The organism is Roseburia sp. 1XD42-69 (genome assembly GCF_003612565.1).
Taxonomy (GTDB): domain Bacteria; phylum Bacillota; class Clostridia; order Lachnospirales; family Lachnospiraceae; genus Roseburia_B.
This window is the reverse complement of sequence record NZ_RAZG01000078.1, coordinates 1-12,027: the sequence shown is the minus strand read 5'-3', so window position 1 is coordinate 12,027 and position 12,027 is coordinate 1. Positions and strand designations below refer to the sequence as shown.

Here is a 12,027-nt window from a genome sequence, read left to right as displayed (position 1 = left end):
CAGGGAACCCCGTGCCAATTAAAAGAAAAACACAATATGTTGTAGTTGCTTGAGTTAGGTTGTTAACATTGAATCGAAATCTATTACTCTTTTGTCGGCAAGGTAGAACTGCCCGACTAAAGCCCGACCCGTCCGGCAGTCAGCCGGACAGGGAACGGCAAAATTTTTTACACTTCTTTTACTTCTTTATCTCACATGAGCAAAAAGCCAGGGCATGAAGCACTTCATACCCAAATAGGTGTAGCAAAAATATGATTGGCAAAACAACAGGAAATACCGTCAACAGTCAAGATTTGATTGATAAAAGGCAATATCTCTGATAGAATAAACAAAACAGATACAGAAAACGGGCAGGAAAAATTAGCCGAACAATGGAGGGTTGCTATGCGGAAAGTCAGTTACTTACCTCTGTGGCATTTGCTCTTAGAGAGGGGAATGACTAAGAGCCAAATGCGTATTGAAGCAGGGCTTACCACAAATGTACTTGCCAACATGAACAAGGGGCAGCACAACTCTATGGACTCACTAATACGGATTTGTGATGCGCTGGATTGCAATTTGAATGATGTGGTGGAGCTGGTTAAGACAGAGGAATAATAAAATATGGTTACAGTAACAGGGAATTGCGGATAGATGCAGTTCCTTTTGTTTTGCAGTTATTTAGTCCTTAGACTGTTTCCTTTTCGCACTGTTCCGGCGTTTTTTTGCATCAGGTTCTAAGATTTCAGACTGTCCAAGCATATCTGCCATATCATCAATATTCTTTTCGGTTGGTTTAATCTTTAGAAATTGGGTGAATATGTAAGCAAGTTTCTGTTTGGAAGTGCCTGCAAAGTTTTCAGCTTTTTCAAGAATTTCTTCCCAATATTCGGTTATGGTCTTAGGAGGGGCAGAATCAATATCGCCTTTATGGGCATTCCTGATGTCTTTGATAATGGCGTGCATATCGTCATCAATCACATGGGAAAAGTATTCATTCAGTTCAAGGTGCTGTGCTTTCAGCGTGTTTAATTGCAGGTTGTATTCATCAGGATTGTGCCGCTTCATCAGTGCCTTTCTGCTTGTGTCCACCACAAAATTAAGTGATTTGATCTGCATATCAGCAAGACCGTCAACATATATCTCCAAGTCAAGCATGAGTTTTCGGAACTGTTCATGAGTGATAAGCTCTGACAGGAGCAGTGTGTTGATTTTGCGGTCTTTGAGAAGTGTCAGGGCAGCGTCACTCAGGTGCAGATTGGACAGGGCAATGTTGTCAAGCTGTCTGTTTTCAGTCATACCAAGCAGATAATCCGTTGATACTTCATAGAATTTTGCTAATTCGATGATGTTCCTATGGGGTATTTCTTTATAATCATCAGATTCATAAGAGCCAAGCGTGGAAGCAGGAATTTTTGTCTGCTGTGACAGTTGTTCTAAAGTCATTCCCTTTTCTACACGCAGGTCTTTCAGGCGTTCCTGTATGCTTAATTGCGTTTTCATAGATAAATCTCTCCTTTACGAAAACAGAATATCACACAAACAGGCGGATTCCTACCGAAAATTTCCAGCATGATAGAAAAAATCTGTTTTTTGGAAGATTTCTGACATGGTGGATATACGGGAAAGCAGGGCGTTTTGTTGGATAATGACAGTACAACTGAATGACTGTCCAAGCTGATATAAACCGCCAAGACCAATTTTAAGAAAATTTGAGCGCCAATATTGGACGACACAGTGCCGACAAGGGTTGCCTGTCAGGAAACAGCAAGGGGAAAACAGCAATGATAGAAAACCGCCCAAGATTGAGTATATTTATTTGGTACCGGAAGGGTACCGTTAAATTGGATTGGTGCCAGTTTCGGTACTGGAGAAAGGAGCATGGAATGAAATTATCAAGATATGAGCAGGAGGTTGTTATCAACTTTAATGCAGATGAAAGCGAAGCAACAATTTACACAGCTAATCTGGCATGGATACGGAAAATGGATAAGCTATGTAAAGAGTTTCCAGAGGTAATAAGGTTAAAGTCATGGACGGAAGTAAGTAAGACCTATGTTTTACCCAAAAATCTTGTCAGGATTGGGAAACCGAGAACATTAAGCGAAGCTCAGCTTAGACATTTACGGGAGTTGCAGAACAGGGGATAAGAATTTCGGATTGAGTGAAATGGGTAAAGTCAATAAAAGCAGTCACGTAACAGAAATCCATAAAATTCCGGAGTGTGGCGGATATTTAATGTATATATTGGTGCTTGTATACACAAATCTTGACGAAAACCTGCTCCCTGTATATAATTATTTCATTATAGATGAATTGAATTAACTGAAAGGCATAATGAAAATGGGCAAGCAAGTATTGTTGATAAATGATCTGGCAGGATATGGAAAGGTGGCATTATCGGTCATGCTTCCATTGATGTCATATATGGGGTACCAAATATATAATCTTCCCACTGCGTTAGTGTCAAATACGTTGGATTATGGCAAATTCGATATTCTTGAAACAACAGATTATATGAAGAACACTATTAAAGTATGGGAGGAATTGGGATTCTGCTTTGATGTGATAGCGACAGGCTTTATTGTTTCAGAGGAGCAGGTAAAAATCATAGAAGAATTTTGTCGAAAGGAAAGCATGAAAGGAACCCTGATATTTGTTGATCCAATTATGGGAGATGAAGGAACCCTGTACAATGGAGTTACAGAGCAAACGGTTGCACATATGAAGAAACTGGTAGGAGTAGCCGATTATATTGTACCAAATTATACTGAAGCGGCCAGACTTACAGGAGTGGAGTATCATGAATCTGCAACAATCTCGGAGGTAGATGAAATGATTCAAAGGCTTGGTAATATGGGCGCAAAATCGGTAATCATCACAAGCATTCAGCAGGATGGCAAAGATGTGGTTGCAGGCTTCGATCATAAAACGAAACAAAGATTTACAATTCCTTTTTATAACATTCCGGTCAGGTTTCCGGGTACGGGCGATATTTTTTCTTCCGTTTTATTGGGAAAACTGATGGAGGGAAACAGCCTGTATGACAGTACAAAAAAAGCCATGGACACTGTGAGCAGCCTGATTGAAAACAATAGAAACAATACAGATATATATAAGGGAATACCGATTGAGAAGGAGTTGGAGGTGCTTAAAATATGAAAAAACCTGGAATCCAGATCACATTGATTGATCAAAAAGGCACGAAAGGATGTCATAGGGGTCACAAAATAGGTGATAGTTTTGATTTTGATACAGAGCGTGGAAAACTCTGTCCTATGGCTATGCATGTTGCATTTCCATATATTGATATTTTAAGATACGGCGGCGAAATACCCGGACAGGAGAAGGGGACAGCGGTTTTTGCCTGCCCTGATGTGGACACATTAAATGTCTTTAAAATAGAACGGATTGATGTTTTGGATGACGATTCGCCATAAGGTTGGCTTTTAATTGTACGATGTGACTGGTAAGTTTGTGGACTATTGGTTATAGACGATGTATAGATAACAGGAGGAAATGATATGACTGTTTCAGAAATCATGGTTAAAATGGTAAAGTATTCAAAAGGAAATCTTCATGATATCAATCATTTTATGAAAGTGTATGCCTATGCAAAAACGATTGCAGAGTGTGAGAAAGTAGCGGATGATGAACAGAAAATAATAGAAATTGCGGCTATTATACATGATATTGCGTGTCCTTTGTGCCGGGAAAAATACGGAAATACAAATGGAAAACTTCAGGAAAAAGAAGGCGCTGTATTAGCTGAAGAATTCCTGAAGGGTACAGGGCTGTCGAACGAGATGGTGAACCGTATCATCTTTTTGGTCGCACATCATCATACTTTTCAGGAGGTTGACGGGATTGATTACCAGATTTTGCTGGAAGCTGATTATTTGGTTAATGCTGACGAATCCGGATATCAGGAAGCCAATATCAGAAATGTTATAGATTGTGTTTTTAAGACATCATCAGGAAAAATGCTTCTGCAATCCGTTTATGGGATTGCAGAAGGCAACCGCTGATTTGATAACAAATATGTATTTTGTAAACAGGTCAATCTGCTATGTATAGATTGACCTGTTTTAATTTGTGGCATTTGGACTTAATTCAAAATGAGAATGAAAGGTTTTCAGAAGCCCTTCTTTTTGCAGCTTTGATAATTCTACAGACATTGCTGCACGTTCTACACAGAGGAAGTCGGCAAGCTGCTGGCGGTCAAAGGGAATGTCAAAAGAAAGTGATCCTTGTCTGGCTGCTTCAGCAGATAAATAGGAAAGCAGCTTATCACGTGTTTTTCGCTTGCTCATGTGCGTTATCTTCTCGTTAAACAACAGGGTCTTTTGGGCAAAAGCTGTAATCAGGTTTTTAATCAGGCGGTTATGATGGCTGCAGGCAGCGGAACACATGGTAATCAGGCGGTTCATATTTATTTCCACAATTTCACAATTTTCTGTCGCAACAACACTGACGCTGAGAACTGCATCAGGAATGGCGGCAAAGGGTTCGGCAAAGTAGTCGCCCGGCATAAGATTTGTCATAACGTTCCGGTTTCCCCATAAATCTTCCTGAATGACTAAAGCAGTCCCAGACGCAAGCAGGCTGATACAGTCCGTACAATCTCCTGCCTGAAGGATGTATTGATTTTTGGCGTTTTTTCTGACTTTTGCTCCGATACACTTTAGCGAGGTTAAAATCTCGTCATCGGATAATCCTGCAAACAGCGGGCATTTTTTTAATACGTTTAAAAATTTTTCCAAAATCTCACCTCTTTGTTTGAATTCAAACATACTTGCTCTGCTTATTTTACTATAATGTAATCACCAAAGCAAGAAAATAAATAAAGGAGGATATCATGATAAAGTACGAGGAATGGAAGGATAAAAAGAAAGACTTCTTCAAAGTGGATGTACGCCATGTGCAGGGAAATTTCTTTCCCGGCTTACAAAGACGTGCCATGACGCTAAAAGCCGGGGAGGGAATTGAGGTCATACAGACTTTTGAACCTTACCCGCTATATAAGGAGATGGATATGCTGGGGTATATACATCATACAGAGAAGCTGGCAGAAAATGAGTTTCATGTCTGGTTTTACCGGACAGAGGAAAAAGAGCCGGAAGGCTCTGCACCATACCGTCCGCTTGCATTGCTGAATTATCCTATGATTGATGAGGACTTAGGGCGTATCGCGGCGGATTTTTGGCAGGCAACATGGCAGAGTGAGAAGCGCACTCTCCCCTATGAAATGCGTCTGCTTCTTTCCCTGACAAATGCAGTTGGCGCAGGAAGAATGAGGCAGGCTGTGCGGGAACTGGTAAAGGCATATATCTATGGTCTTGAATCCGCAGCGCTGGATGATGTGTTTGAACTTTTGGCATGGAATCAGGGGATCGGATTTTTCAGCTCGGAAATTGGACCTTCACCGCTTTTTCAAGCGTATAAGATGATTAAGACGCAGGAACAAAGAGGCATAAGCAGGGAAGAAATCTGCACCGAGATAAAAGAAAAGTTTGGCGAAAAAAATCAGGAAGTGCAAGTGTTGTAACAGGAAAGAAAGATAGGAGGAAAATAATATGGCAATCACAAAGGAAATGTTACTTGGAGAAATTTTAAGAACCAAACCGGAGGCGGCAGAGGTGTTGATGCAGATGGGGATGCACTGTTTAGGGTGCCCGTCCTCACAGATGGAGAGCCTTGCGGATGCCTGCATGGTGCATGGGCTGGATGCCGATGAACTCTTGAAAAAGCTGAATTCATAGGAGGAGTGCAATGAGCGCATTTTTAGGTTCGATTCATCACTGGCTATACGGAAAAATAGAGTTCCAAAACGGGCTAGTTGAAAGATTATCAGATATGATAAGCAAAAACGGGTATGATGATGGCATTCTTTCCGAAATGGAACAAAAGTATGGGGCGGTGGAGAAAGGCAGTCTTGAAAATATGATTGATAACAGTAATATACATGGCTGGTTACAGGATAAAATCGCTGCCGCTGAAAACCGCCTTGCTTTTCTGGTCATCTCAACGATGGATGCCCATTCTGAATGTATGCCGGATATTGCGAATGCTGCATATGAGTATGGACGGAGCAGGAAACTGTCGGGGAAAACAAGCGCAGAAGAAGTTTATAGGCATTTAGATAATCTGCTATTGAACGGAATCCCTTGTGACAGGGTTAATACTGTGGTTTCCATAAGTCAGGAGGCAGTAGTATGGAAACAGACTGTGGATATACATTTGCCATATTGGGAAGCATTACAAGGAGATGTCAGTCATTATTATGACCTGAAGGAGAGGCTGGTCGCAGGTATTTTGGAGGGCAGCGGTTTTTCCTACAAATATTTAGGAAATCAGACATTCACATTGATTAAGGAGGGATAAATAATGTATGGAATTGATTTACTGATGAAAGAACATGAGAATATCGTAGCACTGACTAAGCATTTAAGGAGAACCTGCTGTGCTGTGATTGAGGGGGCAGACATTGATGTTCAGGAGTTTCTGGAGTGTATTGATTTTGCAAGAACTTATGCAGACAAGCATCATCATGGAAAGGAAGAACAGATATTGTTTCGGTTTATGCTTAATAATTCCGATCCTGTTGCAGAAAAACTGGTGCGCAATGGAATGCTGGTGGAACATGACTTCGGAAGATTCCATATCGGGGAATTGGAGAACGCAGTTAAGCAGTATGCCAGTGTTCCGACTACAGAAGGAAAGCTGGATATCGTCACCCATGCATCGGGTTATGTGGATTTATTGCAGCGTCACATTGAGAAAGAAGATACCGTCTGCTACACTTATGCATTACGAACACTGTCAGAGGAATGCAAAGCGCAGATTGATGAACAGACAAGAGCGTTTGAGAAAAAAGCGGAACAGGACGGCATACAGGAGAAATATATTACATGGTTAGAAAAAAGGAGATAGGCGAATGGGTAAAGTTGTTGATTTCACAAAAACAGTTTCAGAGCTGGTAAGTGAAAATCCTGAAATAAAAGAGGTATTGGCAGAAGCAGGGTTTAAGGAAATTATAAAGCCTATGTCTTTAGCTGTAATGGGTAAGGTAATGACGATACCAAATGGAGCTGCCATAAAAAATATTCCTATGGACAAAGTTTTTGAAACTTTTGAGAAACATGGGTTTGAGGTGAAAACAGAAACATCTTGAACGGGTGGTTAAAAATCAGGCTGAGGGAAGGAGCAAACGAACAGTATGGAAAAAATAAAAAATATAGACAAGGCAGAAATTTTAGTTTTAAAAGAACAGGTTGCTTACCAAAGCAATCAGGTTGTAAGCAGGACTTTAGCACAAAATAATGCGCTGAGTGTCACATTGTTTTCTTTTGACAAGGGAGAAGAAATCAGCAGCCATGAGTCCAGTGGTGATGCCTTTGTGATTTGTTTGGATGGCATTGGCGAGATTACGATTGATGACAAAAAGTATGAACTGCATGAGGGAGAATCTATCGTAATGCCCGCAAAACACCCTCATGCGGTCTTGGGTAAAGAGCAGTTTAAAATGTTGCTGGTTGTTGTATTTTAGCGAAAGGGGGATGCGGCATGAGGGTGAATGTAGATCAGAATGCTTGTATTGGATGCGGGCTGTGTGTTGGGATGGCACCTGATGTATTCCGTATGAATGACGATGATAAGGCGGAGGGGTATCAGGACTCTGCACCGGAAAACGAAAGCATGGTACAGGATGCCGTTCGTTCCTGTCCTGTTTCCGCTATTGAATGGGAGGAATAGAGATGATAAAAACAATTAACCCAAGAAAAGCAGCAGTCATCGGCTGTGGATTTGTAGGCGCTGCAACAGCATTTACACTGATGCAGAGCAGGCTGTTCACTGAAATGGTGCTTCTTGATGCAAATTATGATAAAGCAGACGGAGAAGCAAAGGACATTTCGCATGGCGTTCCGTTTGCCGGACAGATGAAGATTTATGCAGGAGGCTATGATGACCTGATTCTTCCATCCGAAGCCGCAAGGCAGAGGATGGGCAGGGCGTAAGCCCTGCTTTAAGGGAGTCCAGAGGGAACGTCTGGCACACGACTTTGCAGGGCAAAGTGTAGTGTGTTACACCCTGTAAACGCAGTCGGAAAAATCAAAGGATTTTTCTGACCGCAGGGGTGGCTTTACGAGCCGAAAAGGGCGAGCAAAGCCCACGCCTGCATTTTGCGTTTACGGGGTGTTCTCCCGTAGGGATGACAGCGGCGGGGTATCCCAAGCCTTGCCAAACTTCCGCAAAAGAAAAACGCTGCAATCCTCAAAAAAGATTACAACGCTCTCTAAATTCTGTTCACTTGTGACGGACACATTTTATCTGCCCTCTGTTTCGACTTCCGCTATCTCCTTTGCCGTTGCGCTTACAATCCGTATGCCCTTATCGCTCATACCGTCAAGGAGCGCGTCAAGCTGCCGCCGCTGCGTGTTCTTCTCTGGCGGCGTTTCCAAAAGGAACTGGTCTAGGGATATATTGTAGCGGAGCATAAGCTCAAAGAAAATCTGTAAACTTGGGTGCTGCCCCTTGTTCTCAATGTTCGCAAGGTAGCGCGGCGAGATAAACATTTCGTCGCTTACTTTCTTGCGGCTCTCCTTGCGCCCTGTCCGCACCGCCTTTATCGCTGCCCCAAAAGCCTTGAAGTCGTATTTCGGTACTGGTCTTTTTGCCATAGTTATTCACCCTGTTACATTTTACTGTTCCCCTTTCTTCTTGGATATGTCTATACTGTTCTATTAGTTAGCCAAAATAATTCATAATTCTTTTTTGGAGAAGCCTTGCATTTATTCGGCTGACCGTATATAATTATAGCGATAGAACTTACAGAAAGGGTGAATGAAAATGTTAGAGTATATTTCTGCCCCAGAAGCGGCGAAAAAGTGGGGCATTTCAGAAAGGCGGGTACAAAAGCTATGCGAAGAAAACCGTATACCGGGTGTGGCAAAATTCAGCCGTATGTGGCTGATACCAAAGGACGCAGAAAAACCGACTGATAAGCGGAAAAGACGGAATTAAAACGGGAGGTATATTTATGGGAATGTGGAATCCTTGGCGTGGTTGTCATAGATACAGCACAGGCTGTAAATATTGCTATATTCATAAAGGAGATTATAGAAAAGGAATTGATACAAACATTGTTACAAAAACAGAAAGATTTTATGCCCCGATTGAAAAAACAAAAAATGGAATTTATAAAATGAAACATGGTCAAACAGTTTATGTGTGCTTTTCATCAGATTTCTTAATAGCGGACGCTGATAAGTGGCGTATGGAATGTTGGGAAATGATACGGGAACGCTCCGACTTACATTTTCTTTTTTTAACAAAACGGATTGAAAGATTTTTAGATTGTATTCCACATAATTGGAAAGATGGGTACGAAAATGTTACGGTTGGCTGCACGATTGAAAATCAAGAAAATGCAGATTATCGCTTGCGTATTTTTTCCAGACTACCCATTAAACATAAAAACATCATTTGCCAACCATTGATTGAAAACATCAATCTCTCTGAATATTTACAAGATATAGAATTAGTCGTTGTTGGAGGGGAGTCTGACAAAAACGCACGACCACTTAACTATGACTGGGTATTGCAGATACGGCAGCAATGTGTTTCCCATAACGTACATTTTGAGTTTCGACAGTGTGGGACACATTTCATCAAGGACGGCAAAAGCTATACGTTATGTACTCGTGATTTATGCAGTCAAGCAAGAAAAGCAAATATCAATTTTTGAATATCCACTTCTCTTTTTTGTGCAAGAATAGAGAGGAAAAATTTGAGGATAAGCCTTATAATGATAAAGACAAATTCATGTCCACAAAACAAATAAATGCGGATAAGGAGGTATATCATGGAATGGGTTGAAAGATTAAACCAAAGCATGAATTATATTGAGGAAAACTTGACAGGCGAAATTGACTATGAACAGCTTGGACGGATTGCTTGTTGCTCCACCTATCACTATCAGAGAATGTTTACTTATATGGCGGGTATCACACTGGCAGAATATATCCGAAGAAGAAAAATGTCGTTAGCGGCGGTAGACCTGCAGGGCGGGGATAAACGGATTATTGATATTGCAGAGAAGTATGGCTACCGTTCCCCGACCGCATTTAATAGAGCATTTCAATCTTTTCATGGGATAGCCCCCTCGTCTGTGAAAGATGAGGGTGTACCTGTGAAATCTTTTTCCCCCATTGTGTTTAGAATTGCTGTGAAAGGAGCAACAGAAATGAATTATAGAATTGAAACAAAAGAAGCGTTTCGCATTATAGGTGTATCTGCACCGCTTGATAAGGAAATCGAAAATAACTTTATGGTTGTGCCTAAGATGTGGCAGGACGCCGCTGTAAACGGAACAATACAGAAATTAGCGGGAATGATGGACACGCCGCCAATGGGACTTTTGGGTGTGAGTGCCTGTAATGATGAAGAACAATGGAAATATTTTATTGCCGTTTCCAGTACAAAAACGAATGGTGAGTTTGAAGAATATACTGTTCCTGCGTCCACTTGGGCAATCTTTTCTGGGACAGGTACAAATCAGTCCATACAAGAATTAGAGCAGCGGATTATAACAGAGTGGCTTCCGACCTCTGGATATGAATATGCCAACGCTCCCGATATTGAGGTTTACTTAAATCCAGACCCACAGAATGCGCAATATGAAGTATGGATACCCGTAGTAAAGAAAAAAGGATAACGGAGGGACTTATGGACGAGAAATTTAATATGTTTATGGAAACAGTTGACGAGCGTTTCCGTAACTTTGTGAATGAAATCAACGAGTATTTGACAGAGAACGGCTGTAAATGCGATGTAAAATTGCAAAAAAGCGGTTATGTTGTGTCCTATGTGTTAAATAGCAACAAAAGAACTCTGGCAACATTCGTATTCCGAAAAACGGGAATGAAGCTCCGCATTTATCCCGAACATATACAAGAATACCAGAGTTTTCTTGATACTTTGCCCGAAAAGGTAAAAAAGGAAATTAAGAAAGCGTCTGTCTGCAAACGGCTTATCAATCCCGACGACTGTAATCCGAAATGTATCATGGGATATACCTTTGTATTGGATGGTGAGCCGTATCAGAAATGCCGTTACATGGCGTTTCAGCCTACATTGAGTGAAGAAAACAATCCATACATAAAACAGTTTTTAGAAAAAGAATTGTGTACAGGTTCCAATTATGAGTAAGCCGGATATTATTACAGACTGGCTGCATTGCCCTATATGCGGAAATAAAACTCGTTTACAGTTACGGGCAGATACAGAGCTGAAAAACTTTCCTCTCTACTGTCCGAAATGCAAGCAAGAAAGTTTGATTGATGTAAAGAATTTGCATGTAACAGTTATAAAGAAATCTGAACAAAAATAAAGAGCCAGACGCACAGACGCAGAGCCGACAGACTTGTGAAAAATCACAGTTTGTCGGCTCTCTTTATATCGAAAAATATTAAGCCGTTTCTATATACTCATTACCCTGTCTATCAGCGGCGGCTTTGAATAAATCAAGGCTGCCGTTTCTTTCTATCCTCTGAAAAGGAATGACGCCACAAACGCCAACAGATACGGCGGCTAAAGGAGGTAGCCGCCATGAAGCACATACCGTATCGACAAAATCCGACGGTCATTGACACATCAAAAAAAGCCCGACCGCCACCGGGGAAAACTACGTCTATCAATATGAACTGCCTAATCATCTAAATACTGCTTACAATACCCCTACGCCTGTCCGGGCTTTTCGGACAGGCGTATTTTGCTGCTCAAAAAATTTTTTGAAAAAAATCCGAAAATCTTCGGCGTTTTTTTCAAAAGGCAGTATTGCCCCGCGAAAAGGGGGGAAGCACCACCAACTTTCCAACGAGAAAGGGGGTGAGAATGTGGAACCTAACCGCAGGGAGTTTATAAAACAGTGCGCTTTCCAGAAGTTTTGTAATACGGTACTGCACAATGAAGCGTGTGGACCTATGTCAATACTTTGGACACAAAAAGTTGAAAGTTCATGCTGATTTTTTTAATTCCTCATCCTCC

The 12,027-nt window shown here is 41.3% G+C and carries 20 protein-coding genes and 2 pseudogenes; 19 read left to right on the top strand and 3 right to left on the bottom strand.

Features of this window, described 5'->3' with window-relative positions:
- Positions 1-384 precede the first annotated feature (384 nt).
- Positions 385-597, top strand: coding sequence for a helix-turn-helix domain-containing protein (locus D7Y06_RS21285; protein WP_120409626.1), 213 nt, complete (start codon positions 385-387; stop codon positions 595-597).
- 63 nt (positions 598-660) lie between these two features.
- Here the strand turns inward: D7Y06_RS21285 and D7Y06_RS21280 are convergent, their stop codons facing one another.
- Positions 661-1,482 (bottom strand): helix-turn-helix domain-containing protein, encoded by an 822-nt coding sequence (locus D7Y06_RS21280; protein ID WP_120409625.1) that lies wholly within the window; start codon positions 1,480-1,482, stop codon positions 661-663.
- Between the two features lie 383 nt (positions 1,483-1,865).
- On the opposite strand from D7Y06_RS21280, the gene D7Y06_RS21275 reads away from it, so the two are divergent.
- From D7Y06_RS21275 to D7Y06_RS21260, 4 genes are all read left to right on the top strand, one after another.
- Positions 1,866-2,129 (top strand): hypothetical protein, encoded by a 264-nt coding sequence (locus D7Y06_RS21275; RefSeq protein WP_004070548.1) that lies wholly within the window; start codon positions 1,866-1,868, stop codon positions 2,127-2,129.
- Positions 2,130-2,322: 193 nt separating this feature from the next.
- On the top strand, positions 2,323-3,141 hold the full coding sequence (locus D7Y06_RS21270; protein ID WP_004070546.1) for a pyridoxamine kinase: 819 nt from the start codon (positions 2,323-2,325) through the stop codon (positions 3,139-3,141).
- Positions 3,138-3,419 carry a TIGR04076 family protein gene (locus D7Y06_RS21265; protein WP_004070545.1) on the top strand — a complete coding sequence of 94 codons (282 nt, stop codon included), beginning with the start codon at positions 3,138-3,140 and terminating at the stop codon, positions 3,417-3,419. The genes D7Y06_RS21270 and D7Y06_RS21265 overlap by 4 nt, the downstream gene beginning before the upstream one ends.
- An 84-nt stretch (positions 3,420-3,503) precedes the next feature.
- Positions 3,504-4,007: an HD domain-containing protein gene (locus D7Y06_RS21260; protein ID WP_120409624.1), complete on the top strand. Its 504-nt coding sequence runs from the start codon at positions 3,504-3,506 to the stop codon at positions 4,005-4,007.
- Between the two features lie 60 nt (positions 4,008-4,067).
- Here D7Y06_RS21260 and D7Y06_RS21255 read toward each other — a convergent pair whose 3' ends face one another.
- Positions 4,068-4,772, bottom strand: coding sequence for a Crp/Fnr family transcriptional regulator (locus D7Y06_RS21255; protein ID WP_004070543.1), 705 nt, complete (start codon positions 4,770-4,772; stop codon positions 4,068-4,070).
- Between the two features lie 65 nt (positions 4,773-4,837).
- Here D7Y06_RS21255 and D7Y06_RS21250 point away from each other — a divergent pair, with 65 nt between their 5' ends.
- From D7Y06_RS21250 to D7Y06_RS21215, 8 genes and pseudogenes are all read left to right on the top strand, one after another.
- Complete coding sequence (locus tag D7Y06_RS21250; RefSeq protein WP_016283294.1) at positions 4,838-5,527, top strand: DUF2249 domain-containing protein; 690 nt, start codon at positions 4,838-4,840, stop codon at positions 5,525-5,527.
- A gap of 28 nt (positions 5,528-5,555) precedes the next feature.
- Positions 5,556-5,741 (top strand): DUF1858 domain-containing protein, encoded by a 186-nt coding sequence (locus tag D7Y06_RS21245; RefSeq protein WP_004070536.1) that lies wholly within the window; start codon positions 5,556-5,558, stop codon positions 5,739-5,741.
- Positions 5,742-5,751: 10 nt separating this feature from the next.
- Positions 5,752-6,363 carry a hypothetical protein gene (locus tag D7Y06_RS21240; RefSeq protein ID WP_120409623.1) on the top strand — a complete coding sequence of 204 codons (612 nt, stop codon included), beginning with the start codon at positions 5,752-5,754 and terminating at the stop codon, positions 6,361-6,363.
- 3 nt (positions 6,364-6,366) lie between these two features.
- On the top strand, positions 6,367-6,912 hold the full coding sequence (locus D7Y06_RS21235; RefSeq protein WP_004070533.1) for a hemerythrin domain-containing protein: 546 nt from the start codon (positions 6,367-6,369) through the stop codon (positions 6,910-6,912).
- Positions 6,913-6,916: 4 nt separating this feature from the next.
- Complete coding sequence (locus D7Y06_RS21230; RefSeq protein WP_004070531.1) at positions 6,917-7,153, top strand: DUF1858 domain-containing protein; 237 nt, start codon at positions 6,917-6,919, stop codon at positions 7,151-7,153.
- Between the two features lie 45 nt (positions 7,154-7,198).
- Entirely contained in the window at positions 7,199-7,528 is a 330-nt protein-coding gene (locus tag D7Y06_RS21225; protein WP_120409622.1) for a cupin domain-containing protein, read from the top strand.
- Between the two features lie 17 nt (positions 7,529-7,545).
- The gene (locus D7Y06_RS21220; RefSeq protein ID WP_004070526.1) at positions 7,546-7,734 is read left to right on the top strand and encodes a ferredoxin; all 189 of its coding nucleotides are present in this window, start codon (positions 7,546-7,548) and stop codon (positions 7,732-7,734) included.
- Positions 7,735-7,736: 2 nt separating this feature from the next.
- Positions 7,737-7,988 (top strand): annotated as a pseudogene (locus D7Y06_RS21215) (lactate/malate family dehydrogenase); the annotation flags it as partial.
- A gap of 318 nt (positions 7,989-8,306) precedes the next feature.
- On the opposite strand, the gene D7Y06_RS21210 reads toward D7Y06_RS21215, so the two are convergent.
- Entirely contained in the window at positions 8,307-8,660 is a 354-nt protein-coding gene (locus tag D7Y06_RS21210; RefSeq protein WP_120409621.1) for a helix-turn-helix transcriptional regulator, read from the bottom strand.
- Between the two features lie 163 nt (positions 8,661-8,823).
- Between D7Y06_RS21210 and D7Y06_RS21205 the strand changes: the two genes are divergently transcribed.
- From D7Y06_RS21205 to D7Y06_RS28680, 6 genes and pseudogenes are all read left to right on the top strand, one after another.
- Entirely contained in the window at positions 8,824-9,003 is a 180-nt protein-coding gene (locus D7Y06_RS21205) for a helix-turn-helix domain-containing protein (RefSeq protein ID WP_334295008.1), read from the top strand.
- 16 nt (positions 9,004-9,019) lie between these two features.
- Positions 9,020-9,727 carry a DUF5131 family protein gene (locus D7Y06_RS21200; protein WP_120409620.1) on the top strand — a complete coding sequence of 236 codons (708 nt, stop codon included), beginning with the start codon at positions 9,020-9,022 and terminating at the stop codon, positions 9,725-9,727.
- Between the two features lie 117 nt (positions 9,728-9,844).
- Positions 9,845-10,696, top strand: a complete 852-nt coding sequence (locus tag D7Y06_RS21195; RefSeq protein ID WP_120409619.1) for an AraC family transcriptional regulator — start codon at positions 9,845-9,847, stop codon at positions 10,694-10,696.
- 11 nt (positions 10,697-10,707) lie between these two features.
- A complete protein-coding gene (locus D7Y06_RS21190; RefSeq protein ID WP_120409618.1) occupies positions 10,708-11,190 on the top strand; it encodes a hypothetical protein in 483 nt (160 codons plus the stop codon).
- Positions 11,183-11,371 (top strand): cysteine-rich KTR domain-containing protein, encoded by a 189-nt coding sequence (locus D7Y06_RS21185; protein WP_120409617.1) that lies wholly within the window; start codon positions 11,183-11,185, stop codon positions 11,369-11,371. The genes D7Y06_RS21190 and D7Y06_RS21185 overlap by 8 nt, the downstream gene beginning before the upstream one ends.
- Positions 11,372-11,876: 505 nt before the next feature.
- Positions 11,877-11,957: pseudogene (locus D7Y06_RS28680) on the top strand (RNA polymerase subunit sigma); the annotation flags it as partial.
- Positions 11,958-12,027: the final 70 nt, after the last annotated feature.